Genomic DNA, 25075 nt, shown 5'->3' with positions numbered 1-25075 from the left:
ACGGTAGCCTCGCCTCAAACGTGGCTCCCCGGCCACGATCGTCCGCCAGTTCGCAAGATGTCCGCTCAGCCCGGAGGTCCCGGTGACGACACGTGGAGTTCTGTACGTGCACTCCGCGCCGCGCGCGTTGTGCCCGCACGTCGAGTGGGCCGTCGCCGGGGTGCTCGGCGCGCGTGTCAATCTCGACTGGATCCGGCAGCCCGCCGCGCCCGGCACCTGGCGCTCGGAGTTCTCCTGGCAGGGCGAGGCGGGCACCGCGTCCAAGCTGGCGTCCGCCCTGCGCGGCTGGCAGCTGCTGCGCTTCGAGGTGACGGCCGAGCCGTGCCCCACCGCCGAGGGCGAGCGCTACAGCTGCACCCCCGACCTGGGCATCTTCCACGCCGTCACCGGTATGCACGGCGACATCCTGATCCCCGAGGACCGGCTGCGCGCCGCGCTGACCCGCGCCCAGCGCGAGGAGACCGACCTGGAGGCGGAGATCGCCAAGCTGCTGGGCAAGCCCTGGGACGACGAACTGGAACCCTTCCGCTACGCCGGCGAGGGCGCGCCGGTGCGCTGGCTGCACCAGGTGGTCTGACGGGTCTGACCCCCGCTCAGCTCAAGGCACACGAAAGGGCCCCCGCCACGAAGGCGGGGGCCCTTCCTGTGCGTACGGGGGTCGCTCAGACCGTCCGGAACGCCAGCACCACGTTGTGGCCGCCGAAGCCGAACGAGTCGTTCAGCGCGGCGATACGGCCCTCCACGGGCAGCTTGCGGGCCTCGCCGCGGACCACGTCGGCGTTCGCCTCGGCCTCCGGGTCGAGGTTCTCCACGTTGATCGTCGGCGGGGCCACCCGGTGGTAGAGCGCCAGCACGGCCGCCACGCTCTCGACACCGCCGGCGCCGCCCAGCAGATGACCCGTCATCGACTTGGTCGCCGAGACGGCCATGTGGTCGGCGTCGTCGCCGAAGACCTTGCGCAGCGCCTTCAGTTCCGCGATGTCACCGGCCGGGGTCGACGTGGCGTGCGCGTTCACGTGCACGATCTCCGCCGGGTCCAGGTCGGTGCGGTCCAGCAGGTTCTGCAGGGCGTGCGAGATGCCGCGGCCCTCCGGCTCCGGCTGCACGATGTCGTGCGCGTCGGCGGAGATGCCCTGCCCGACGGCCTCGGCGTACACGCGGGCACCGCGCTTGGCGGCGTGCTCCGCGGACTCCAGGACGATCACGCCGGCGCCCTCGCCGAGGACGAAGCCGTCCCGGGCGACGTCGTAGGGACGCGACGCGCCCTGCGGGTCGTCGTTGTTCTTGGACATCGCCATCATGTTGCCGAACGCGGCGATCGGCAGCGGGTGGATGGCCGCCTCCGTGCCGCCCGCGATCACCACGTCGGCACGGCCGCTGCGGATCATCTCGATGGCGTAGCCGATGGCCTCGGCGCCCGAGGCGCACGCCGACACCGGCGTGTGCACGCCCGCGCGGGCGCCCACGGCCAGACCGACGTTGGCGGAGGGGCCGTTCGGCATCAGCATGGGGACGGTGTGCGGGGAGACGCGACGGACGCCCTTCTCCTTCAGCACGTCGTACTGGTCGAGCAGCGTCGTCACACCGCCGATGCCGGAGGCGATGACCGCGCCCAGCCGGTCGGGGTCGACGTTCGGGTCCTCACCGGCCTTGGCCTCGAACCCGGCGTCCTTCCACGCCTCCTGAGCGGCGATCAGCGCGAACTGCGCCGAACGGTCCAGACGGCGGGCCTGCGGCCGCGGGATGACCTCGGTGGGCTCCACCGCGATCGTCGCGGCGATACGGACCGCCTGGTCGGCGGCCCACTCCTGCTCCAGGGGCTTGACGCCGGAACGTCCGGCGACCAGGCCCTCCCAGGTAGAGGCTGCGTCGCCACCCAGCGGTGTGGTTGCGCCGATACCGGTGACGACCACGGTGCGATTGGTCGGGCTCACGGGAATTCTTTCTCCAACGGATACGAGGATTCAGCGGCGCCACCGCCGGGTGGCGGGGCAGTCGGCCCAGAAGCCGGATCGGCAGATCAGCCCTGGTGCTTGAGGATGTAGTCGGTCGCGTCGCCGACGGTCTTGAGGTTCTTGACGTCCTCGTCGGGGATCTTCACGTCGAAGCGCTCCTCGGCGGCGACGACGACCTCGACCATGGACAGCGAGTCGACGTCCAGGTCGTCGGTGAAGGACTTGTCCAGCTGGACGTCCTCGACCGGGATGCCGGCGATCTCGTTCACGATGTCGGCGAGACCGGCGACGATCTCTTCCTGAGTGGCGGCCATGGTGGCGCTCCTTCGTTGTTGTTCAGGTTCTTCAGAGGGTTGGGCGCCCGCCGCACGAGCGGCAGGTGGTGCGCGTCCCGTGCCGGTTCAATGATCCGGCACGGAGTGCCTAGGGGAGAGTAACGACCGTGGCGGCGTAGACGAGACCCGCCCCGAATCCGATGACGAGCGCGGTGTCGCCGCTCTTCGCCTCACCGGTCGCCAGGAGCCGCTCCATCGCGAGCGGGATCGAGGCGGCCGAGGTGTTGCCGGTGGTGCGCACGTCACGGGCGACCGTGACATGCTCCGGCAGCTTGAGTGTCTTCACCATCGAGTCGATGATCCGCTCGTTGGCCTGGTGCGGGATGAAGACGTCCAGGTCGTCCGGGCTGATCCCGGCCGCGTCCAGCGCCTGCTGGGCGACCTTCGCCATCTCGAACACGGCCCAGCGGAAGACCGCCTGGCCCTCCTGCGTGATCGCGGGGAACTTGTCCGTGGAGCTGTCGTACTCGTTCCACGGCACGGTCTGCTTGATCGTCTCGGACTTGTCGCCCTCGGAACCCCAGACCGTGGGGCCGATCGCCGGCTCCTGGGAGGGGCCCACGACGACCGCGCCGGCGCCGTCGCCGAACAGGAAGGCCGTCGCGCGGTCCTCCAGGTCGGTCAGGTCGCTCAGCCGCTCCACACCGATCACCAGCACGTACTCGGCGCTGCCCTCGACGATCATGCCCTTGGCGAGGGTCAGGCCGTAGCCGAAGCCCGCGCAGCCGGCCGAGATGTCGAAGGCGGCGGCCTTGTTCGTGCCGAGCTTGTCGGCGATCTCCGTGGCGACGGCCGGCGTCTGCTTGAAGTGCGAGACGGTCGAGACGATCACGCCGCCGATCTGCTCGGCGGCGATGCCGGCGTCGGCGATCGCCTTGCCGGACGCCTCGATGGACATCGCGGCGACGGTCTCCTCGTCGTTCGCCCAGTGCCGCGTCTGGATGCCGGAGCGCGAACGGATCCACTCGTCGGACGAGTCGATCTTCTCCAGGATCACCTCGTTGGGCACCACCCGCGTGGGCCGGTACCCGCCCACGCCGAGGACGCGCGCGTACGGGGCGCCCTTGCTGGGCTTCAGCTTCGCCATGCTCCGGGCTCCTTGTCAGGCGTGCTCTGCGACGAGCTCGCGAGCAGCGTCGAGATCGTCGGGGGTCTTCAGCGCCAGGGTCTTCACACCCGGCAGTGCGCGCTTGGCCAGACCGGTCAGCGTGCCGCCCGGGCACGCCTCGATCAGGGCCGTCACGCCGAGCTCCTTGAAGGTCTCCATGCACAGGTCCCAGCGGACCGGGTTGGCGACCTGGCCGACGAGACGCTCCAGCACCTCGGTGCCGGTGGTCACCGTCCTGCCGTCCTTGTTGGAGACGTAGGCGACCGTCGGGTCGGCCGGGACGAGCTCCTTGGCGGCCTCGGCCAGCTTCTCCACCGCCGGGCCCATGTGGTGCGTGTGGAACGCGCCGGCGACCTTCAGCGGGACGACCTTGCGCACGCCCTCGGGCTTGTCCTCGTTGAGCGCGGCGAGCTGCTCCATGGTGCCGGCGGCCACGATCTGCCCGGCGCCGTTCATGTTCGCCGGGGTCAGGCCCAGCTTCTCCAGGTGCGCGACGCTGACCTCGGAGTCGCCGCCGAGCAGCGCCGACATGCCGGTCTCGGTGATCGCGGCGGCCTCGGCCATCGCCAGGCCGCGCTTGCGTACGAGGGTCAGCGCGGCGGTGTCGTCGAGGACGCCCGCGTAGGCGGCCGCGGTGATCTCGCCGACGCTGTGGCCGGCGACGGCGCCGGGGACGATGTCACCCAGTGCCGCGGCGGACAGCAGGCCGGCCGCGACGAGCAGCGGCTGGGCCACCGCGGTGTCCCGGATGGCGTCCGCGTCGGCCTGCGTCCCGTAGTGGGCGAGGTCCAGTCCGATGGCGTCCGACCAGGCGCCGAGGCGGTCGGCGGCACCGGGCAGTTCGAGCCAGGGGGTCAGGAAGCCGGGCGTCTGGGCGCCCTGGCCGGGAGCGACGAGTACGAGCACTCTCACACTCTCTCTTGGGGACGGCCGACGCCGCCCGTGGGGACAAGGACGAAGAACACGAGGGGGTTTTGTGGGCCCCCGACAAAAGACTAGAGCTGGAGATCGCCGTCGGCCAGGCGCCCCAGGATCAGCGCGATTCGCAGTGTGAACGCGGAGCGTACATCGGACGGTGACCAGCCGGTGACGTCAGTCACACGTCGAAGCCGGTAGCGCACGGTGTTGGGATGCACGAACAGCATCCGTGCCGCGCCCTCCAGACTGCTCGCCTGTTCGAGATAGACGGAGAGCGTCTCCAGCAGAGCCGACCCCGCCTCCTCCAGCGGTCTGTAGATCTCCTCCACCAACTGCTCGCGCGCGCTGGGATCTCCGGCTATGGCGCGCTCCGGGAGGAGATCGTCCGCGAGGACCGGGCGGGGCGCGTCCTGCCAGGCCGTGCACGCCTTCAGCCCGGCGGCTGCCGCCTGCGCGGACCGGGTCGCGGCCAGCAGGTCCGGTACGACGGGCCCGGCCACCACGGGGCCGGCCGCATACGGTCCGATCAGCGACTTCGCCACCGCGAGCGGGTTGTCGCTGCCGCCCGCGATCACCACGAGCCGGTCCCCGAGCACCCCGGTCAGCACCTGGAGCTTGGCGTGCCGGGCGGCCCGCCGGATGGCCTCCACGGTCAGTTCGCTGTCGCCGTCGGGCGCCGTTCCGAGCACCACGCACACATGCTCCGGCGAGTTCCAGCCCAGCGCCGCCGCCCGGGAGACGGCCCCCTCGTCGGCCTCGCCGCTGAGCACGGCGTTGACCACCAGGGACTCCAGCCGGGCGTCCCAGGCACCGCGTGCCTCGGCGGCCTGGGCGTAGACCTGCGCGGTCGCGAAGGCGATCTCCCGGGCGTACACGAGGAGCGCCTCACGCAGCACCCGCTCGTCGCCGGGCGCCGCGACCTCGTCGATCGCCGACTCCATGACCTCGATGGTGGTGCGCACCATCTCCACGGTCTGCCGCAGCGTGATGGCCCGGGTCAGCTCGCGCGGCGCCGTGCCGAACACGTCGGTGGAGATGGCCTGCGGGGCGTCGGGATGCCGGAACCACTCGGTGAACGCGGCGATACCGGCCTGGGCGACGAGACCGATCCAGGAACGGTTCTCCGGGGGCATGGCCCGGTACCACGGCAGCGTCTCGTCCATGCGCGCGATGGCCTGCGCGGCGAGCGAGCCGGACGACTTCTCCAGTCGCTTCAGGGTCGCGGCGTGGGCGTGGACGTCGTGCGCGGCGGCTTCGGACTTTCGGGTTACGGGTTCGGGCACGGGGACAAGACTGCCTTATCGGGACGCCGGTGCGTGCCGGAGGGTCGCCCGCGGGCTCCCCGGTGGGTCTACGGTGGTCCCCGTGATGGACGTACGGCGCGCCGCTGAGCGCTATCCGGGAGGGGATCCGGCAGCGGGCATCACCTCCCGCCACGCCTTCTCCTTCGGACCCCACTACGACCCGGACAACCTCCGCTTCGGCGCGGTCATCGCCTGCAACGAGGAGCGGCTCGCGCCCGGCGCCGGCTTCGACGAGCACCCGCACAGCCACACCGAGATCGTGACCTGGGTGGTCGAGGGCGAGCTGACCCACCGCGACTCCACCGGGCACGCCACCGTGGTGCGCCCCGGCGACGTCCAGCGGCTCAGCTCGGCGGGCGGCGTCCGGCACGTCGAACGCAACGACGCCGACGTGCCCCTCGTCTTCGTGCAGACCTGGCTGGCCCCGCTGTCGCCGGGCGGCGACCCGGCGTACGAGATCGTCCACGGCATCGCGGACTCCACCCCGTACGCCGTCCCCGAGGCCGGCGCGATGCTCCATGTACGGCGGCTCGCGGCGGGGGAGCGGACGGCCGTACCGGACGCCGCCCGTCTGTACGTGCACGTCGCGCGCGGCGAGGTGCGGCTGGCCGGGGAGGAGCTGGGCCCCGGCGACGCGGCGCGGATCACCGGCGCCGCGGACCTGGAGGCGGTCGCGCTGGCCCCGGCGGAGCTGCTGGTCTGGGAGATGACCGGCTGACCGGCGTCAGCCGAACGGCCCACGACGGCTCCGGCACGGGATGCCGGAACGATCTCCCCGGCATCCAATGAAGAGGTCAGTGACCGCTCGGCAGAGATGAGCCGGGGCATGGCCGGCAAGACCGCGGAAGTGCGGGGCGGAGCCCCGAAGGGGGGCCTGCGCCGGCTCGGCGAGTGGTGCGCACGGCACTTCGTGATCGTGATCGCCGCCTGGGTCGTGGCGCTCGGTGTGCTCCAGGCCCTGAACCACATCCACGGCGGCGAGTACTCCGACAACTTCGCCCTGTCCGACGTGCAGTCCGAGAAGGGCCTGGACGTCCTGAAGGCGCACGACCCGCAGGCCGGCGGGTACAGCAGCCAGATCGTCCTGCACGACGCGGACAAGCCCCTCAGCTCCTCCGGCTCGCAGCTGTCGACCGCCGTCTCCGACCTCCAGAAGCTGCCCCACGTCCTGAGCGTGCAGAACCCGCTGGAGGGCACCTCCTCCAAGGTGGGGCCGCTGTCCTCGGACGGGAAGACCGGGTACATCACCATCCGCTTCGACGAACAGCCCTCGCTGCTCGGCGACAGCTATCTGGACGGCGTCGACAACGCCGTGGAGCCACTGCGGCAGGCCGGTGTCGAGGTCGAGTACGGCGGATCGCTGGGCGAGCTCGAGCGGCCCGCCGGCAACGACCGGATCAGCGAGGCCATCGGGTTCGGCGTCGCCGTCGTCGTCCTGCTGATCGGCTTCGGCAGTGTGATCGCGGCCGTCCTGCCGCTGCTCTCCGCCCTGATCGCCGTGGTCGGCGGACTGGCCTGCCTCGGGCTGCTCGCCCTCGCCTTCACCTTCGCCACGGTCTCGCCCACGCTGGCCACGATGATCGGGCTCGGCGTCGGCATCGACTACGCGCTCTTCCTGCTCACCCGGCACCGGCAGAACCTCATGGACGGCGCCGACCCGGTGCGCGCCGCCGGGCACGCCGCGGCCACCAGCGGACGCGCGGTCCTGGTCTCCGGCACCACCGTCATCGTCGCCCTGATGGGCCTGTGGGTGTCCGGCGTGACCTTCATCGGCCTGCTCGGCGTGGCCGCCGCCGTCACCGTCGTCTCCGCCGTGCTCGGTGCCCTGACCCTGGTCCCGGCCCTGCTCGGGCTGGTCGGACGCGCCCTCGACCGCTGGCACGTCCGCACCCCCATCGCCGAGACCGAGGCCGGCCGCGACACGGCCCAGGGCACCTGGCACCGGTACGCCAAGCGCGTCGAGCACCATCCCTGGCGGTATCTGTCCGCCGGCGTGGTCACCGTCGCGGTGCTGGCCATCCCCGTCTTCTCGATCCAGCTCGGGCACATCGGCGACGGCGCCGACCCCACGTCCTTCACCGACCGGCGGGCCTTCGACCTGATGACGGACGCCTTCGGCGCGGGCTCCAACGGACCGCTCACCGTCGTCGTCGACCAGAGCGGCGTACCGGACTCGCAGCGCTCCGACCTGTCCTCGAAGACCCAGCAGGCGCTGAACGACGAGTCAGGGACGTCCTTCGTCAGCCCGCTGCAGCCGACACAGGACGGCGACGTCCTGGTCGGCACGGTCTATTCGTCGGTGTCCCCGCAGAACAAGGACACCACGAACCTCGTCAACCGCCTCTACGACCACACGCTCCCCGACGCGGCGTCCGGCACCGCCGCCAAGGGCTATGTCACCGGGACCACCGCCGCCCAGGTCGACTTCCGCGACATCGTCGCGGAGCGGCTGCCCTGGATCATCCTCGTCGTGGTCGGCCTGGCGTTCCTGATCGTCCTCGCCGTCTTCCGCGGGCTGCTGGTCGCCGTGAAGGCGGCCGTCCTCAACGTCCTGTCCATCACGGCCTCGTACGGCGTCGTCGTCGCCGTCTTCCAGTGGGGCTGGGGCGGGCCCGCGCTGGGCGTGCACGGCAAGGTGCCCATCGAGAGCTATGTGCCGATGATGATGTTCGCGATCATCTTCGGCCTGAGCATGGACTACGAGATCTTCCTGCTCTCCCGGGTGCACGAGGCGTGGAAGCGCACCGGCGACGCCAAGGACTCCGTCGCCCACGCGCTGGAGATCACCGCCCGGGTCATCACCTGCGCGGCCCTGATCATGGTGAGCGTCTTCGCGGCGTTCATCATCAGCGACAACATCGTCGTCAAGATGCTCGGGCTCGGGCTCGCCGTCAGCGTGCTCATCGACGCGACGGTGGTCCGGCTGCTCATGGTGCCCGCCGTGATGACCCTGCTCGGCGAGCACGCCTGGTGGACCCCCCGGTGGCTGGACCGGATCCTGCCGCACATCGACACCGAGGGGACCGGCGAGAAGCTCGGCGCCCTGCCCGCGCCCGGCGCGCCGGACGACCGCTGACCCGGGCTACACCTCGGCCAGCACCGCGTCCGTGAACGGCGGCCACACCTCGGCCGCCCACGGCCCGAACGCCCGGTCCGCGAGCGCGACACAGGCCACGCCCGCGTCCGGGTCGATCCACAGGAACGTCCCCGACTGGCCGAAGTGCCCGAAGGTGCGGGGCGAGGACGAGGCGCCCGTCCAGTGCGGCGCCTTGCCGTCCCGGATCTCGAAGCCCAGCCCCCAGTCGTTGGGGTTCTGGTGCCCGTACCCCGGCAGAACCCCCTTCGTCCCCGGGTACTGCACGGTCATCGCCTCGGCGACCGTCCGCGGGTCCAGCAGCCGGGGCGTCTGCACCTCCGCCGCGAACCGCAGGAGATCCCCGACCGTCGACACGGCGTCCTTCGCCGGGGACCCCTCCAGCGAGGTGTCCGTCATGCCCAGCGGCTCCAGCACCGCCTGGCGCAGGTACTCCCCGAACGGGATGTCGGTCGCCTTGGCGATGTGGTCCCCGAGCTGCTCGAACCCGGCGTTGGAGTACAGCCGCCGCTCCCCGGGCGGGGCCGTCACCCGGTGCTCGTCGAAGGCGAGGCCCGAGGTGTGCGCGAGCAGATGCCGCACCGTCGAGCCCTCGGGCCCGGCCGGCTCGTCGAGTTCGACCGCGCCCTCCTCGTAGGCGACCAGCGCCGCGTACGCGGCCAGCGGCTTGGTCACCGAGGCCAGGGGGAAGCGGTGTGCGACGGGGCCGTGGGTACCGAGGACCGTGCCGTCGGCGCGGACGACCCCGGCGGCGGCGGTGGGAACAGGCCAGTTCTCGATCAGTGCGAGGCTGCTCAGCGACATGCCGTCGAGCTTAGGGGGTGTCCTGTCGATCATGCCGGGCTCCCGTACGGCAGGGGGGCCGCGGGGATCAGGCCAGGTCCCACTCTTTTCTCACCGTTCTCCTTGCTTGGAGCGCACTCCAAGGTCATAGCGTGGACGGTATGACGGTGATGGAGACCACGAGCACCGACAGCTGCGCCGCCCCACCGCGCCCGGACCGGCGACCCCAGGGCCAGGACAGCTACACGATCAGCGAGGTCGTCGCGTTCACCGGCCTGACGGCCCACACGCTGCGCTGGTACGAGCGCATCGGCCTCATGCCGCACATCGACCGCTCGCACACCGGCCAGCGCCGCTACAGCAACCGGGACCTGGACTGGCTCGACCTCGTCGGCAAGCTGCGGCTCACCGGGATGCCGGTCGCCGACATGGTCCGCTACGCCGAGCTGGTGCGCGAGGGCGACCACACCTTCGGCGAGCGCTTCGAGCTGCTGGAGACGACCCGCCGCGACGTCCTCGCCCGGATCGCCGAGCTGCAGGACACGCTGGCGGTGCTCGACCGGAAGATCAACTTCTACGCCGACGCGGGCCGCCTCCACGAGCGGCAGGCGTACACCGAGCAGAAGACGGAGCAGGCCGGATGAGCGACGGCAGGGCAGGCACGGCACGCCTCGGCGCGGACGGCCCCGAGGTGGGCGTCCAGGGCCTCGGCTGCATGGGCATGAGCTTCGCCTACGGACCGTCCGACGCGGACGCGTCCCGGGCCACCCTGGAGCGGGCACTGGACCTGGGCGTCACGCTGTACGACACGGCGGACGCGTACGGCAGCGGCGAGAACGAACGGTTCCTCGCGCCCTTCTTCAAGGCGCACCGCGACGAGGTGGTGATCGCCACCAAGTTCGGTCTGGCGATCCACCCCGACGACCCCACGAAGCGGATCATCCGCAACGACGAGCCCTACATACGCCGCTGTGTCGAGGCGAGCCTGAAGCGGCTGGACGTCGATGTCATCGACCTCTATTACATGCACCGCCTCCAGGTGGAGATCCCCCTGGAGGACACCGTCGGCGTGATGGCCGACCTGGTCCGCGAGGGCAAGGTGCGCCGGCTGGGCCTGAGCGAGGTCACGGCCGGCGAGCTGCGCCAGGCGCAGGCTGTGCACCCGATCGCGGCCGTGCAGTCCGAGTGGTCGCTGTTCAGCCGTGACATCGAGACCGGCGTCGTCCCGGCCGCCCGCGAGCTGGGTGTGACCCTGGTGCCGTACTCCCCGCTGGGCCGGGGCTTCCTCACCGGCTCGTTCGCCCGGGCCGAGGAGCTGAGCACCGACGACTTCCGCCGCGGGCAGCCCCGGTACACGGGCGAGAACGCCGCGGCCAACGCGGCCCTGCTCGACCCGATCCGCGCGATCGCGCAGGCGCGGGGCGCGACGGCCGGGCAGATCGCCCTGGCCTGGGTCCAGCAGCGCGCGGAGGTGCACGGCCTGCCCGTCGTCCCGATCCCGGGCACCCGCAGCCCGGCCCGGGTGGAGGAGAACACGGCGGCGACCCGGATCGAGCTGGACGCGGCGGAGCTGGCCCTGCTGGAGCCGCTGGCGGACCGGGTGTCCGGCACCCGCTACGCGGACATGTCCTTCACGTCCGCGGGCCGGGAGTAGGACCCGGGACCCCGGAGCGGGAGTGCTCACAGCTCGGCGAGCAGCTCCGCCTTCTTGCCCGCGAACTCCTCGTCCGTGACGAGCCCTGCCTGGTGCAGCTCGCCCAGGTGGCGGATCCGCTCGGCGATGTCGGCCGGATCGCGCCGCGGCGCCCCGGCCGGCGCCGCGGTCACCGGTTCGGCGCGGCGCACGGCCTCGAGCACGGCGGCGGCGAAGGGCAGCGACTCGTGCACCGGCCCGTAGCCGAGCCCGAAGACGACGGCCGCCGGGTCCTGGTCGGCCTGGGCCGGCTGGGCCTGCGCGGTGTCGCGCCGGAGCAGCCGCAGATGCCCCTCGAAGAGTTCGGGGGAGCGCCACTCGACGCCGCTCAGCTCCGACACCGGGAAGCTCTGGTCGCCGGCTTTCCACTTCGCCGAGGACGCACCGGTCCAGAACCACCTGAAATGGACTATTTTTCCGTCAAACGACGCTTTGCCGTCGTATGCCTTGAACTGCAAGGGCACTTCGGGCGCTCCCACGAGGAAGTCCTCGGCCGCCGAGGGGTCCTCCGTCAGCCGGTCGCGCACCTCGTCGCGGTAGTACTCGGCGAGCGTCTCGCGCTCGGCCGGCAGCACCAGCCGGTACGGATCGCTTCCTTCCTTCAGCTGCCCCGCGGCCGCCGTGAGCAACGGATCGGCACCCGGGCGCAGTTCGAGGCGCAGCACCACGGTCCCGCGCCGGCCCGGCGCCAGCGTCGCGCCGGCGAGGGCCCGGTAGGGGACACGGCGCTCCCCGAGCGCCTGGAACAGCTTCGGTGTCCGAAGGCCCCGTTCGTAGCGGATGAGCACGGAGTCGGACTCGAACTCCCAGGCGGCATGAAATCCGGCCAGTACGTCACCCATGCGGCTCATCGTATGCGGCACGTGTTCCTCCGTCCCCACCCCGCGCACACCGCAATTCCTTCCGTCTCTACGCGCGTCCGGCCGACGCGGCGTCGGACAGGCCCGCACGGCACCCGACCGTGCCGTCGGCGCACCGCACCGACTCGTACGCGCCGACCCCGATCTCCGCGAAGTTCTTCACACTCTCCGTGCCGGGCTCGAAGTAGCCGCTGTGGCCCTTCGCGTCCCGCGCCGACAGCACCCGCGCGCCGAACACCGAGGCCACCGGGTCCTCGCCGTGCCCGAGCCCGCCGAGCTCCAGATACGGCACGTCCTGCACCCAGTCGTCGGCGTCCCGCATCGCCCACACATGGGCGGACGTGCGCAGCTGCGAGGCCCGCTCCACCCGCATGCCGGGGCTGCCCGCCACCGCTATGTCGGTCACCCGGCCCGGCAGTTCGCGTGCGGCCAGACCGCACAGCACCGAGCCGTAGCTGTGGCAGAACAGGGAGACGGGCGAGCGGCCGGGCAGCGTGCGCACCAGCGCGTTCAGCCGTACGGCCCCGTCGGCGGCACGGGTCGCGGTCGCCGAGTCGAGCCCGAGACCGCCGGGCGAGGTGTAGTCCGCCCAGGCGATGACCGCCGTACGCGTCCTGGGCGCGGCCCGGCGCTCGGCGTCGTACAGGGAACGGGCCATGCCGACCGGCGCGGAGTACGCGCGGTGCGTGCGCTGGAAGGTGAGCACGTCGGTGTCGACGCCGGGGACGACGACCGAGACCCGCTCGGCCCGCTCCAGATCGCCGAAGACCTCCGCGGCCCGTCCGGTGCCGGCCGGGTCGAAGGCGAGGATCCGGCGGTCGGAGTGCATCAGCACCCCGAAGCGCTCGGCGCGGCGTGCCGCCTCGCGCTGCCCGTCCGGCGTGAGTCCCTTGTCGTGCACCCGCTTGCGCTCCACCTCGCGCGCCTCGCCGAGCGCCACCCGATTGGCCCGGTAGCGCAGTTCGACGGGCGCGCCGTTCATGTTGCCGATCGCGAGCGGATAGCGGCGTACGAGATGGGCGCGCTGGTGCTCGGTCAGCGAGTCGAAGAACGCGGCGAGCCGGGTGGGCGGGGAGTCCGCCGCCGGAAGCCGGTGGCCGGCGATGCTGCCGTGCTCCCAGGCGCTGATCGACGCCTGGAGCGGCGCGGCACCGCGATGGTGCCGCAGAGCGGTCCAGCCCGTGGTCGCCAGCATCACGAACACGACGGCCAGAGCGAGCAGTGCGCGCCGGACGTTCAGCTGCGGGGTGGTGTCGAAGGAAGTCACTGGGAGGACACACTAGGAGAACGAGAGGGTCTCGCGTTAACCAAGTGACGGGTATCACGTTTTGATCAAGGTGACGTGAACGCGCCGATCTTCTCAGTGTGTTCGCCAGCTCCCGGTGAGTGCCGGACCCACCTGTTCCAGGTACTGGACCGTCAACGCCCGTATGGCGTCGAGGCTCGCCTCCTCGCCGGTGCTCCACCGGCGTTCCGTGAGCCGCATCACCCCGCCGAACACGGCCACCGCCAGCCGCGGCCGCGGGTCGGCGTCGATGTCGACGCGCTCCCGCTCGGCCAGCACCCGCGCGATCGCCTCCTCCGTCTCCAGCGAGCGCCGCAGATGCGCGGCGAGCAGCACCGGGGTCGACTCGATGACCTGGTACATGCGCAGGAACACCTCGACCGGCGCCACCGACTCGACGACCTCGCTGAGGCTGTCCCAGCTCTCCAGGACGGCCTGCCGCAGCGCCTCCATCGGGGGCTCGTGGGCCGGCCGCTCGCGCACCGCCTGCAGGAAGTGCGTCTCCGTCATCTCCTGGAGCGCGAGGGCGGCCTCCTCCTTGCCGGCGAAGTACCGGAAGAACGTGCGTTGCGACACCTCGACCGCGTCGGCGATGTCGTCGACGGTCGTGTCCTCGTACCCGCGTGTCGTGAAGAGCTCCAGCGCGGTCCGCAGCAGCGCTTCCCGGGTGCGCTGTTTCTTGCGTTCGCGCAGCGTTTCCATATGTGTCAGTTACCGACTTGTGAATTGGTTTGTCAATTGTCAGTGACTGTCACTAGCCTCGAACACATGACTAGTCAGACCACCATCGACACGACGGGGTCGGGGGGCGACGCGCAGGCGGTCCCCTCGGACGCGACGTCGGCCAAGGGGATGCGCGGACACCCCTGGCTCACGCTCATCACCGTCGCAGTGGGGGTCATGATGGTGGCCCTCGACGGCACCATCGTGGCCATCGCCAACCCCGCCATCGGCGACGACCTGAAAGCCAGCTGGTCCGATCTGCAGTGGATCACCAACGCGTACTTCCTCGCGCTGGCCGTCTCGCTGATCACCGCCGGCAAGCTCGGCGACCGCTTCGGGCACCGCCAGACCTTCCTCATCGGCGTGGCGGGCTTCGCCGCCTCCTCCGCCGCCATCGGGCTGTCCCAGGGCATCACGATGGTCATCGTCTTCCGTGTCTTCCAGGGCCTCTTCGGCGCCCTGCTGATGCCGGCCGCGCTCGGCCTGCTGCGCGCGACCTTCCCGGCCGAGAAGCTCAACATGGCCATCGGCATCTGGGGCATGGTCATCGGCGCCTCCACCGCCGGCGGCCCGATCCTCGGCGGTGTCCTCGTCGAGCACGTCAACTGGCAGTCGGTGTTCTTCATCAACGTGCCGGTCGGCGTCCTCGCCGTCGCGCTCGGCGTGTGGATCCTGCTCGACCACCGCGCGGAGAACGCGCCCCGCTCCTTCGACCTGCTCGGCATCGCCCTGCTGTCCGCGGCGGTGTTCTGTCTCGTCTGGGCCATCATCAAGGCCCCCGAGTGGGGCTGGGGCGACACCGGCGTCTGGGCGTTCATCATCGCCTCGCTCGCCAGCTTCGGGTTCTTCGCCTACTGGGAGACGAAGGTCAAGGAGCCCCTCATCCCGCTGGGCCTCTTCCGCTCGGTCCCGCTGTCCGCGGGTGTCGTGCTGATGGTCCTGATGGCCATCTCCTTCATGGGCGGCCTGTTCTTCGTCACCTTCTATCTGCAGGGTGTCCGCGGTCTGGGCCCGGTCGACGCCGGTCTGCACCTGCTGCCCCTGACCGGCATGATGATCGTCGGCTCCCCGCTCGCGGGCGCCATGATCACCAAGGTCGGCCCGCGCGTCCCGCTCGCGGGCGGTATGGCCCTCACCGCGCTCGCCATGTACGGCATGTCGACGCTCGACACCAACACCGGCAGCGGCCTGATGTCGCTCTGGTTCGCCCTGCTCGGCCTGGGTCTCGCCCCCGTCATGGTCGGCGCCACCGAGGTCATCGTGGGCAACGCCCCGCTGGAGCTGTCCGGGGTCGCCGGCGGTCTGCAGCAGTCCGCGATGCAGGTCGGCGGAAGCCTCGGTACGGCGGTGCTGGGCGCCGTCATGGCCTCGAAGGTCGACAGCGACCTCCCGGGCAACTGGACGGACGCGGGACTGCCGCCGCTGGCCCCGGAGCAGCTCGAAGGGGCGGCGACGGCCGTGCAGAAGGGCGGCGCCCCCGTTCCCCCGGGCACCCCCGAGGCCATCGCCACCAAGATCACGGATGTCGCCCACGACACCTTCATCTCCGGGATGAGCGCGGCCTCGCTGGTCGCCGCCGGGGTGGCCGTCGTCGCCGTCCTCGTCGCCTTCCTCACCAAGAGGGGCGAGAACGCGGGCGCGGGCGCGGGCGCCGCGCACATCTGACGCGTGCGAACGGAGGGGTTCGCGGCGGGAGTTCCCTCATCAGGGTGACAACCGCCGCGGATCCCTCCCGTCGTCCGGCGCCTCGGGTGACAGTAAGTCAAGCCCTCCGTACGGCACGGTCCACGGGCAGGTGGACGCCGTGGGGGAGGGTGACCGCGGCCAGCGGCGCGCTGCCGGAGGGGGATGGCGCGCCGACGGTCCGGCCCGCGCGGGCATGAAGTCCGCCGCATCGGTTACTCGTCAAGTCCAACGCCGAACCAGGGAGTTGACGATGGCGGGCTTCGGACACGGCACGCGCAGGCACCCCCGCTCACGTGGCCGGACGTGGTCACGGACCGGGCCGGATCGCGCGACGCTGGGAATCGTCGGAGCCATCTGCGCGATCGCCGGATTCTTCGTACTGGGCATCATCCTCGGCCCGGTGGCGATCGTCTGCGGCTGGCTGGCCATGGGCCGCTCATGGTCGGGAGCCCGCCCGGCACCCGCCCTGGTGGCGCTGGTCCTGGGCGCGATCGACACACTGCTGGCGGTCATCTGGCTGGCGGGCGCGGCCACCCCGGGCATGGGCCTGGCCTGACGCGCCCTCGCCGCGGTGAACGGCGACGGCGGCGCGTCACCCGGCGCCCTGATGTTCCCCTTCAGTACCTGATCTTCAGCACATGACGACGGGGTGGGGCGCTCCGCGGATCATCCGCGGAGCGCCCCACCCCGTCGCTCCGTCCTGCCTAGGCGTCGCCGCCGGCCGCGCCCGGGTCCGCCGCCGACACGTCGAGCAGCTGGTACCGGTCGATCGCCTGCTTCAGGGCCGAGCGGTCCACCTTGCCCTCCTTCGCCAGCTCGGTGAGCACCGCCAGCACGATCGAGTGCGCGTCGATGTGGAAGAACCGCCGCGCCGCACCGCGCGTGTCCGCGAAGCCGAAGCCGTCGGCCCCCAGCGACTGGTACGTGCCCGGCACCCAGCGCGCGATCTGGTCCGGCACCGCCCGCATCCAGTCGGAGACGGCCACGAACGGCCCCTCCGCGCCGGTGAGCTTGCGCGTCACGTACGGCACGCGCTGCTCCTCCTCCGGGTGCAGCAGGTTGTGCTCCTCGCAGGCCACCGCCTCGCGCCGCAGTTCGTTCCAGGAGGTCGCCGACCAGACGTCCGCCTTGACGTTCCACTCCTCGGCGAGGATCTTCTGCGCCTCCAGGGCCCACGGCACGGCCACACCGGACGCCATGATCTGCGCCGGCACCGCGCCGGAGGCGCCCTGGCTCAGCCGGTACACGCCCTTGAGGATGCCCTCGACATCGACGTCCGCCGGCTCGGCCGGGTGCTGGATCGGCTCGTTGTAGACGGTGAGGTAGTAGAAGACGTCCTCGCCGTGCGGGTGCTCGGCGTCGCCGCCGTACATCCGGCCCAGACCGTCCTGGACGATGTGCGCGATCTCGTAGCCGTACGCCGGGTCGTAGGCGACACAGCCCGGGTTGGTCGAGGCGAGCAGCTGCGAGTGCCCGTCCGCGTGCTGCAGGCCCTCACCGGTCAGCGTCGTACGCCCGGCGGTGGCGCCCAGGACGAAACCGCGCGCCAGCTGGTCGGCCATCTGCCAGAACTGGTCACCGGTGCGCTGGAAACCGAACATCGAGTAGAAGACGTACACCGGGATCAGCGGCTCGCCGTGGGTGGCGTAGGCCGAGCCCGCCGCGATCAGGGAGGCGGTGCAGCCCGCCTCCGAGATGCCGTCGTGCAGCATCTGGCCCTGCGGCGACTCCTTGTAGGCGAGCAGCAGATCGCGGTCGACCGCCTCGTACTGCTGCCCGAGCGGGTTGTAGATCTTCGCGCTCGGGAAGAACGAGTCCATGCCGAACGTGCGGTACTCGTCCGGCGCGATCAGCACGAACCGCCTGCCGAGCTCCTTGTCCCGCATGAGGTCCTTCAGCAGCCGGACGAACGCCATGGTCGTGGCGATCGACTGCTGACCGGAGCCCTTCTTCACGGTCGCGTACGTCTTGTCGTCCGGCAGGGCCAGCGGCTTGGACCGCACGACCCGGGTGGGCACATAACCGCCGAGGCTCCGGCGGCGGTCGTGCATGTACTGGATCTCCTCGGAGTCGCGCCCCGGGTGGTAGTACGGCGGGAGCCCGCTCTCCAGCTCCCTGTCGGCGATCGGCAGATGCAGCCGGTCGCGGAATCGCTTGAGGTCGTCGACCGTCAGCTTCTTCATCTGGTGCGTGGCGTTGCGGCCCTCGAAGTTGGGGCCGAGGGTCCAGCCCTTGATCGTCTTGGCGAGGATCACCGTCGGCTGACCCTTGTGCGCCTTGGCCGCCGAGAACGCCGCGAAGATCTTCCGGTGGTCGTGACCGCCGCGCCCCAGGTGCAGGATCTGGTCGTCGGTCATGCCTTCGACCATGGCGCGCAGCCGCTGGTCGTCGCCGAAGAAGTGCTCGCGGATGTACGCGCCGGTCTCGGTGGCGTACGTCTGGAACTGGCCGTCCGGCGTGGTGTTCATCTTGTTGACCAGGATGCCGTCGCGGTCCTGCGCGAGCAGCGGGTCCCACGAGCGGTCCCAGATCAGCTTGATCACGTTCCAGCCGGCGCCGCGGAAGATCGACTCCAGCTCCTGGATGACCTTGCCGTTGCCCCGGACGGGGCCGTCGAGGCGCTGCAGATTGCAGTTCACCACGAACGTCAGGTTGTCCAGGCTCTCGCGCGCGGCGATGGACAGCTGGCCCAGCGACTCCGGCTCGTCCATCTCGCCGTCGCCGAGGAACGCCCACACATGCGACTTGGCGGTGTCCGCGATGCCGCGCGCCTCCATGTAGCGGTTCATCCGCGCCTGGTAGATCGCGCCGATCGGGCCGAGGCCCATGGACACGGTCGGGAACTCCCAGAAGTCCGGCATCAGCCGGGGGTGCGGGTACGACGACAGGCCGTGCGGCGCCTTGGACTTCTCCTGGCGGAACGCGTCCAGGTTCTGCTCGCTGAGACGGTCCAGCAGGTAGGCGCGGGCGTAGATGCCCGGGGAGGCGTGCCCCTGGAAGAAGACCTGGTCGCCGCCGTCGCCCTCGTCCTTGCCGCGGAAGAAGTGGTTGAAGCCGACGTCGTAGAGCGAGGCGGAGGAGGCGAACGTGGCGATGTGGCCGCCGACGCCGATGCCGGGGCGCTGGGCCCGGGACACCATCACCGCGGCGTTCCACCGGGTGGCGTTCAGGATGCGGCGCTCGATCTCCTCGTTGCCCGGGAAGAACGGCTCGTCCTTGGTGGCGATCGTGTTGACGTAGTCCGTGCTGCGCATCTCGGGCACGGCGACGCGCTTCTCGCGGGCCCGCTCGATCAGGCGCAGCATCAGGTACCGGGCCCGCTCCCGGCCGCGCTCGTCCACGGCGGCGTCGAGCGAGTCGAGCCACTCCTGGGTTTCCTCGGGATCGAAGTCAGGAACCTGACTCGGAAGGCCGCCAATGATGATCGGGTTGCGATCTGAACCGGAAGCCACGCTGTTCCTTACCTGTCGGAGGGCCGTGTTTCTGGGGACTCTGGGTGCCAGCACCGCTCCCCATCGTGTACCTCGGGGGGCCGGACGTCATCTTTACTGCGAGGTAACCGCCGGTCCGGACAACGGTCGAGACCCCCTAGAGGGTTCCCAAACTCACAAAGGGGGCACATTGGTGTGGTGCACGTCACCATGGAGGCATGTTCGCGTGCCAGGAGTTGCGGTGACACGTTCCGGATCGTCACCGTTTCGGCGGTCCGGACGGCCGGGTACTTGCGCGATCCGCCCCGCCCGTGTGGACTACGGCCAATGCTTCGCGCACGCGCGTGGCTGAGTTATTCCCAAGACATGATCAGGAGGCAACCCGTGAGCGCGACCGCGGACCACGCGGAGGAGCGGACGAGCCCTGCCGTCAGGCTGGGGTTCCAGCCCGAGCAGGTGGTCCAGGAGATCGGCTTCGACGACGACGTCGACCAGGAGCTCCGCGAGGCCATTGAGGAAGTCATCGGCAGCGAGCTGGTGGACGAGGAGTACGACGACGTCGCCGACGCCGTGGTGCTGTGGTTCCGCGACGAGGACGGCGACCTGACGGATGCGCTGGTGGACGCCACCACGTACATCGAGGAGGGTGGCTCGATCCTTCTCCTGACGCCGAAGACCGGCCGTGACGGCTACGTGGAGCCCAGCGACATCTCTGAAGCCGCGACCACGGCGGGGCTGTCGGCGTCCAAGAGCGTCAGCGTCGGCAAGGACTGGAGCGGCAGCCGGCTGGTGACGCCCAAGGCCGCGAAGTCCAAGAAGTAACCGGTGGCCGAGCCGGGCCGGACCCCAGGGCCCGGCCCGGCCTTCTGCGCGGCCCCCGGTGGCCGCTGCATAGGGTGGACACCACCCGAACAGCCCACCGAAGGGACACGACGACGATGGCGATCCAGGTCGGCGACAAGGCTCCGGACTTCGCGCTCAAGGACAACCACGGCCGCACGGTGCGGCTCTCCGACTTCCGTGGCGCGCAGAACGTCGTCCTTCTCTTCTATCCCTTCGCCTTCACCGGCGTGTGCACCGGCGAGCTCTGCGCCGTGCGGGACAACCTGCCGCGGTTCACCGACCGCGACACCCGGATCCTCGCCGTCTCCAACGACTCCGTCCCCACCCTGCGCGTCTTCGGCGAGCAGGAGGGCCTGGAGTACCCGCTGCTCAGCGACTTCTGGCCGCACGGCGAGGTCAGCCGCGCCTACGGCGTCTTCGCCGAGGACAAGGGCTGCGCGGTGCGCGGCACCTTCGTCATCGACAAGGAGGGCGTCGTGCGCTGGACCGTCGTCAACGCCCTGCCGGACGCACGCGACCTCAACGAGTACGTCGAGGCACTCGACGCGCTCTGAACCCCCTACGGCACCGACTCGACCCCGACACCCGCGATCGGTGGGTTCCAAGCCCTGCGAGCCGCGGGAACCCGTCACTAGGATCGAGTCGTTGATCCGATACCGAACGCACGGCGGGGCTCCCAGCCCCCGGACATCAATGGAGGACTCGTGGGAGTCAGCCTCAGCAAGGGCGGCAACGTATCACTGACCAAGGAGGCCCCCGGCCTCACCGCGGTCATCGTCGGTCTGGGGTGGGACGTCCGCACCACGACCGGCACCGACTTCGACCTCGACGCCAGCGCTCTGCTGCTGAACAACACGGGCAAGGTCGCCAACGACCAGAACTTCGTGTTCTTCAACAACCTCAAGAGCCCCGACGGCTCCGTGGAGCACACCGGTGACAACCTCACCGGTGAGGGCGAGGGCGACGACGAGCAGATCAAGGTCAACCTGGCGGGCGTCCCGGCCGACATCGAGAAGATCGTCTTCCCGGTCTCGATCTACGACGCGGAGAACCGTCAGCAGTCCTTCGGCCAGGTGCGCAACGCCTTCATCCGCGTCGTGAACCAGGACGGCGGCGCCGAGATCGCCCGCTACGACCTCTCGGAGGACGCGTCCACCGAGACGGCCATGGTCTTCGGTGAGCTGTACCGGCACGGTGCGGAGTGGAAGTTCCGCGCCATCGGCCAGGGCTACGCCTCGGGTCTGCGCGGCATCGCCCAGGACTTCGGGGTCAACGTCTGACGTCACCGCACGTGCCCGTCCAGGACACGTCCGGCCGATTCCGGCGCCGTACCGTTTCGGTGCGGCGCCGGACGCGCAGAACAACCGAGAAGCACCACCCGGGGAGGACCAGCATCATGGGCGTCACACTCGCCAAGGGAGGGAACGTCTCCCTGTCCAAGGCCGCACCCAATCTCACCCAGGTGATGATCGGGCTCGGCTGGGACGCGCGCTCGACCACAGGAGCACCCTTCGACCTCGACGCCAGCGCCCTGGTGTGCAGCGGCGGCCGGGTCATGGGAGACGAGTGGTTCGTCTTCTACAACCAGCTCAAGAGCCCCGACGGCTCGGTCGAGCACACCGGGGACAACCTGACCGGCGAGGGCGACGGCGACGACGAGTCGATCCTGATCGACCTGTCGAAGGTGCCCGCCCAGTGCGACAAGATCGTCTTCCCCGTCTCCATCCATATGGCCGACGAGCGCGGCCAGACGTTCGGCCAGGTCAGCAACGCCTTCATCCGTGTGGTCAACCAGGCCGACGGCCAGGAGCTCGCCCGCTACGACCTCAGCGAGGACGCCTCCACCGAGACCGCCATGATCTTCGGCGAGGTCTACCGCTATCAGGGCGAGTGGAAGTTCCGCGCGGTCGGACAGGGGTACGCGTCGGGTCTACGCGGCATCGCCCTGGACTTCGGGGTCAACGTCTCATGACGCGATATGGGCAAAACCAGGGTCCGGGTGGGGTCCGCCACTAGGCCGACATAGACTCCGGGTTCAAAGTTTCGTAAAGCCGAGTACGGCGCGGGGGAGCCCCGTACACACAGGATTGGGTAGCCAGTGGTTCTGAAAACCTTCGGCTGGTCGTTCGCGGTCACCGCGCTCGGCTTGGTCGCAGCGGTCCTCTTCGGGGGGTGGACCGCCCTCGGTATCGTGGCGATCCTCTCGGTCCTGGAGATCTCGCTGTCCTTCGACAACGCGGTGGTCAACGCCGGGATCCTGAAGAAGATGAACGCCTTCTGGCAGAAGATCTTCCTCACCATCGGCATCCTGATCGCCGTGTTCGGCATGCGGCTGGTCTTCCCCGTCGTGATCGTGGCGATCAGCGCGCAGCTCGGTCCGATCGAGGCCGTCGACCTCGCACTGAGCGACAAGGACCGCTACCAGGAGCTCGTCACCGACGCCCACCCGGCGATCGCCGCCTTCGGTGGCATGTTCCTGCTGATGATCTTCCTGGACTTCATCTTCGAGGACCGGGACATCAAGTGGCTGGGCTGGCTGGAGCGGCCGCTGGCCAAGCTCGGCAAGGTCGACATGCTGTCGGTCTGCATCGCGCTGATCGTGCTGCTGATCTCCGCGCTGACCTTCGCGACCCACGCCCACCAGCACGGCGGCACCCATGTCGACAAGGCCGAGACGGTCCTGCTGTCCGGAATCGGCGGTCTGATCACGTACATGGTCGTGGGCGGTCTCTCCGGGTTCTTCGAGGAACGCCTCGAGGAACAGGAGGAGCGTGAGCACGAGGCCGAGGAGGAGGCCGAGCGCAGCGGCAAACCCCGCTCCGCGGTCGCCCTGGCCGGCGAGGCCGCCCTCTTCATGTTCCTGTACCTCGAGGTCCTGGACGCCTCCTTCTCGTTCGACGGCGTCATCGGCGCCTTCGCGATCACCAACGACATCGTCCTCATGGCCCTCGGCCTCGGCATCGGCGCGATGTACGTCCGGTCGCTCACGGTCTACCTGGTCCGCCAGGGCACCCTCGACGACTACGTGTACCTGGAGCACGGCGCCCACTACGCCATCGGCGCCCTCGCCATGATCCTGCTGGTCACCATCCAGTACCAGATCAACGAGATCATCACCGGCCTGATCGGTGTCGTGCTGATCGGCGCCTCCTTCTGGTCCTCGGTCCGCCGCAACCGCGCCCTCGCGGCGGCGGAGGGAAAAGCGGAGACCCCGGACAAGACTGAGGTGTCGTCCGGGGTGTGACACCCCCGAGGGTGAGGAACGCTCTGAGCGGGGCGGCCGGACGTCCGGCCGCCCCGCCGGTTTGTGTGCGGACACTGGGAACGTCCCGCGGGACGTGGGGGGCGCAATGGGCTTCTTGGACGGGTTCTGGCGTGGACGGGCGGCCGAGTTCGACTCGGGCAGCGCGTCGTCGAACGCGATAGAGCTGACGAAACGGCACGACCGGGTCTCACTCACCCGGCAGGGGGCGGCCACCGGCCATCTGCGGATCAATCTGACGTGGCGCATGCGCACGTCCGACATCGGCGGGTCCCAGCGGGAGAGCCTGCTGCGGCACCCCTTCAAGGCGCTGAAGCCCCCGGAGGTCCTCGGGCACAGCCAGTCCATGGTCAACGTCGACCTCGACCTCGGCTGCCTGTACGAGCTGGCCGACGGCACCAAGGGCGTCGTCCAGCCGCTCGGCGGCTTCCTCGGCGATGTCAACGCACCGCCCTATGTGAAGCTCAGCGGCGACGACCGGTTCGGCTCCGCGTCCGGCGAGACGATCTACGTCAACCTCGACCACCGGGACGACATCAAGCGGCTGCTGGTGTTCGTCTACATCTACGACCAGACCCCGGCCTTCGACCGCACCCACGCCATCGTCACGCTCTACCCGAGCAACGGGCCGCGCATCGAGATCGGCCTCGACGAACGGCACCCGCAGGCCCGCTCCTGCGCGGTCGTCACCATCGAGAACGTCAAGGGTGAGGTGTGGGTCCGCCGCGAGGTCAAGTTCGTCTACGGCTTCCAGGCCGAGCTCGACCGCCTCTTCGGCTGGGGACTGCAGTGGGGCCGCGGCTACAAGACCAAGGCCGAGCCCCAGCACTGAGCGGGAGCGCCCCGCTCAGCGGCCGATGAACTGCGGGCCCTGCGGAGGCAGCCGGACCTCCGACGCCGGCCCCGGGGCGGTCGCCGGGGGCGGATAGCCGTACCCCGCGGCGGCGGCCGTCCCGGCCGGCTGCGGGTAGCCGTACGCCGGCTGGGTCGGCGGGGGCTGCTGCGGATAGCCGTACGACGGCTGCGGCGGCACCACCGTCGTGGGCTGCTCCGGCGGCAGGGGCTGGGAGACCTCGGGCGCCGGGTGGGCCGCCGGCGGCTCCTGCGCCGCCGCCTCCGACTCGTCCACCGAGATCCCGAAGTCCGTGGCCAGCCCCTTCAGGCCGTTCGAATAGCCCTCGCCCAGCGCGCGGAACTTCCAGCCCTCGCCCCGGCGGTACAGCTCGCCGCAGATCAGCGCGGTCTCCTCGCCGGTCTCCGGCTTGATGTCGAAATGAGCCAGCGGATCGCCGTCGGAAGCCGAGGCGTCGTACAGCACGATGCACAGGTCGCGTACGCGGTCGAACGGCACACCGTCCGCCGACGCGACGAGCAGAATCTGGCCGACGGCGGGCTCGACACCGCCCAGGTCTGTCTGGATCGTGTCGGTGAGGCCCTCGGCGTCCCGCTTCTTGCCGAGCCGCCACACCGTCCCGGAAGGGTGCCGGGGCTGGTTGTAGAAGACGAAGTCCTCGTCGGAGCGCACACGACCGTCGGGGCCGAGGAGCAGAGCCGAGGCATCGACGTCGGGGACCCCCTGCCCGGGCGTCCAGCGCAGCACGGCGCGTACCGTGGTGGCCTCCAGCGGGATGTTCGACCCCTTCAGCATCGCGTGCGTCATACGGTCATCCTGCCTTCTCCGTCCTGGTCACGACAACGCGGGGTACACGGGATGTGCGCGGACGTGCAGGTCCGCGTTACCAGAAATTCATGCCCGTCGGGAACCCCCGACATGGGTATCTACGTACTATTACCG

At 70.4% G+C, this 25075-nt stretch carries 24 protein-coding genes; 13 read left to right on the top strand and 11 right to left on the bottom strand.

Annotated elements, in window-relative coordinates; genetic code table 11:
- The first annotated feature begins 82 nt into the window (after window positions 1-82).
- Complete coding sequence (locus tag DC008_RS10210) at window positions 83-577, top strand: DUF3145 domain-containing protein (RefSeq protein ID WP_055620771.1); 495 nt, start codon at window positions 83-85, stop codon at window positions 575-577.
- An 85-nt stretch (window positions 578-662) separates the two neighbouring features.
- On the opposite strand, the gene fabF is transcribed toward DC008_RS10210, so the two are convergent.
- The 5 genes from fabF to fasR all read right to left on the bottom strand — a co-directional run bounded on the left by fabF (window position 663) and on the right by fasR (window position 5599).
- Window positions 663-1934: a beta-ketoacyl-ACP synthase II gene (gene fabF / locus DC008_RS10205; RefSeq protein WP_055620770.1), complete on the bottom strand. Its 1272-nt coding sequence runs from the start codon at window positions 1932-1934 to the stop codon at window positions 663-665.
- Between the two features lie 86 nt (window positions 1935-2020).
- The gene (locus tag DC008_RS10200) at window positions 2021-2269 is read right to left on the bottom strand and encodes an acyl carrier protein (protein ID WP_004001566.1); all 249 of its coding nucleotides are present in this window, start codon (window positions 2267-2269) and stop codon (window positions 2021-2023) included.
- Window positions 2270-2378: 109 nt separating this feature from the next.
- Window positions 2379-3377, bottom strand: coding sequence for a ketoacyl-ACP synthase III (locus DC008_RS10195; RefSeq protein WP_108706694.1), 999 nt, complete (start codon window positions 3375-3377; stop codon window positions 2379-2381).
- A gap of 15 nt (window positions 3378-3392) precedes the next feature.
- Window positions 3393-4304: an ACP S-malonyltransferase gene (locus DC008_RS10190; protein WP_108706693.1), complete on the bottom strand. Its 912-nt coding sequence runs from the start codon at window positions 4302-4304 to the stop codon at window positions 3393-3395.
- An 89-nt stretch (window positions 4305-4393) separates the two neighbouring features.
- Window positions 4394-5599 (bottom strand): fatty acid biosynthesis transcriptional regulator FasR, encoded by a 1206-nt coding sequence (gene fasR / locus DC008_RS10185; RefSeq protein WP_055620767.1) that lies wholly within the window; start codon window positions 5597-5599, stop codon window positions 4394-4396.
- 85 nt (window positions 5600-5684) lie between these two features.
- Here fasR and DC008_RS10180 point away from each other — a divergent pair, with 85 nt between their 5' ends.
- A complete protein-coding gene (locus DC008_RS10180) occupies window positions 5685-6338 on the top strand; it encodes a pirin family protein (protein ID WP_108710632.1) in 654 nt (217 codons plus the stop codon).
- A gap of 108 nt (window positions 6339-6446) precedes the next feature.
- Window positions 6447-8696, top strand: a complete 2250-nt coding sequence (locus DC008_RS10175; protein ID WP_108706692.1) for an MMPL family transporter — start codon at window positions 6447-6449, stop codon at window positions 8694-8696.
- 6 nt (window positions 8697-8702) lie between these two features.
- Here the strand turns inward: DC008_RS10175 and DC008_RS10170 are convergent, their stop codons facing one another.
- A complete protein-coding gene (locus DC008_RS10170; RefSeq protein WP_108706691.1) occupies window positions 8703-9518 on the bottom strand; it encodes a serine hydrolase domain-containing protein in 816 nt (271 codons plus the stop codon).
- A 140-nt stretch (window positions 9519-9658) separates the two neighbouring features.
- On the opposite strand from DC008_RS10170, the gene DC008_RS10165 reads away from it, so the two are divergent.
- Window positions 9659-10141: a MerR family transcriptional regulator gene (locus DC008_RS10165; RefSeq protein ID WP_108706690.1), complete on the top strand. Its 483-nt coding sequence runs from the start codon at window positions 9659-9661 to the stop codon at window positions 10139-10141.
- The gene (locus tag DC008_RS10160; RefSeq protein ID WP_108706689.1) at window positions 10138-11151 is read left to right on the top strand and encodes an aldo/keto reductase; all 1014 of its coding nucleotides are present in this window, start codon (window positions 10138-10140) and stop codon (window positions 11149-11151) included. Before DC008_RS10165 ends, DC008_RS10160 begins: the two co-directional genes overlap by 4 nt.
- 26 nt (window positions 11152-11177) lie before the next feature.
- On the opposite strand, the gene DC008_RS10155 is transcribed toward DC008_RS10160, so the two are convergent.
- From DC008_RS10155 to DC008_RS10145, 3 genes are all read right to left on the bottom strand, one after another.
- Complete coding sequence (locus tag DC008_RS10155) at window positions 11178-12041, bottom strand: DUF4429 domain-containing protein (protein WP_108706688.1); 864 nt, start codon at window positions 12039-12041, stop codon at window positions 11178-11180.
- 58 nt (window positions 12042-12099) lie between these two features.
- Window positions 12100-13317, bottom strand: coding sequence for an alpha/beta hydrolase (locus DC008_RS10150; protein ID WP_108706687.1), 1218 nt, complete (start codon window positions 13315-13317; stop codon window positions 12100-12102).
- Window positions 13318-13410: 93 nt separating this feature from the next.
- Entirely contained in the window at window positions 13411-14037 is a 627-nt protein-coding gene (locus DC008_RS10145) for a TetR/AcrR family transcriptional regulator (RefSeq protein ID WP_108706686.1), read from the bottom strand.
- 150 nt (window positions 14038-14187) lie between these two features.
- On the opposite strand from DC008_RS10145, the gene DC008_RS10140 reads away from it, so the two are divergent.
- Both DC008_RS10140 and DC008_RS10135 read left to right on the top strand, forming a co-directional pair.
- Complete coding sequence (locus DC008_RS10140; RefSeq protein ID WP_374207443.1) at window positions 14188-15723, top strand: MFS transporter; 1536 nt, start codon at window positions 14188-14190, stop codon at window positions 15721-15723.
- Between the two features lie 271 nt (window positions 15724-15994).
- Entirely contained in the window at window positions 15995-16300 is a 306-nt protein-coding gene (locus DC008_RS10135; protein ID WP_055620758.1) for a hypothetical protein, read from the top strand.
- Between the two features lie 148 nt (window positions 16301-16448).
- Here the strand turns inward: DC008_RS10135 and aceE are convergent, their stop codons facing one another.
- On the bottom strand, window positions 16449-19196 hold the full coding sequence (aceE, locus tag DC008_RS10130) for a pyruvate dehydrogenase (acetyl-transferring), homodimeric type (protein ID WP_108706684.1): 2748 nt from the start codon (window positions 19194-19196) through the stop codon (window positions 16449-16451).
- A gap of 363 nt (window positions 19197-19559) precedes the next feature.
- Here aceE and DC008_RS10125 point away from each other — a divergent pair, with 363 nt between their 5' ends.
- The 6 genes from DC008_RS10125 (at window position 19560) to DC008_RS10100 (ending at window position 24112) form a co-directional block, all read left to right on the top strand.
- On the top strand, window positions 19560-19997 hold the full coding sequence (locus DC008_RS10125) for a DUF3052 domain-containing protein (protein ID WP_055620756.1): 438 nt from the start codon (window positions 19560-19562) through the stop codon (window positions 19995-19997).
- Between the two features lie 116 nt (window positions 19998-20113).
- Window positions 20114-20572 (top strand): peroxiredoxin, encoded by a 459-nt coding sequence (locus DC008_RS10120; RefSeq protein ID WP_055620755.1) that lies wholly within the window; start codon window positions 20114-20116, stop codon window positions 20570-20572.
- A 150-nt stretch (window positions 20573-20722) separates the two neighbouring features.
- A complete protein-coding gene (locus tag DC008_RS10115) occupies window positions 20723-21298 on the top strand; it encodes a TerD family protein (protein WP_055620754.1) in 576 nt (191 codons plus the stop codon).
- A 116-nt stretch (window positions 21299-21414) separates the two neighbouring features.
- Complete coding sequence (locus tag DC008_RS10110; RefSeq protein WP_055620753.1) at window positions 21415-21990, top strand: TerD family protein; 576 nt, start codon at window positions 21415-21417, stop codon at window positions 21988-21990.
- Between the two features lie 126 nt (window positions 21991-22116).
- On the top strand, window positions 22117-23262 hold the full coding sequence (locus DC008_RS10105; protein WP_108706683.1) for a DUF475 domain-containing protein: 1146 nt from the start codon (window positions 22117-22119) through the stop codon (window positions 23260-23262).
- Window positions 23263-23368: 106 nt separating this feature from the next.
- Window positions 23369-24112 (top strand): TerD family protein, encoded by a 744-nt coding sequence (locus DC008_RS10100; RefSeq protein ID WP_108706682.1) that lies wholly within the window; start codon window positions 23369-23371, stop codon window positions 24110-24112.
- A 15-nt stretch (window positions 24113-24127) separates the two neighbouring features.
- Here the strand turns inward: DC008_RS10100 and DC008_RS10095 are convergent, their stop codons facing one another.
- A complete protein-coding gene (locus DC008_RS10095) occupies window positions 24128-24940 on the bottom strand; it encodes a TerD family protein (protein WP_108706681.1) in 813 nt (270 codons plus the stop codon).
- Window positions 24941-25075 lie beyond the last annotated feature (135 nt).

Source organism: Streptomyces nigra, from assembly GCF_003074055.1.
Taxonomy (GTDB): domain Bacteria; phylum Actinomycetota; class Actinomycetes; order Streptomycetales; family Streptomycetaceae; genus Streptomyces; species Streptomyces nigra.
Note: the sequence above shows the minus strand (reverse complement) of the source record. Positions and strands in the feature narration are given on the sequence as shown.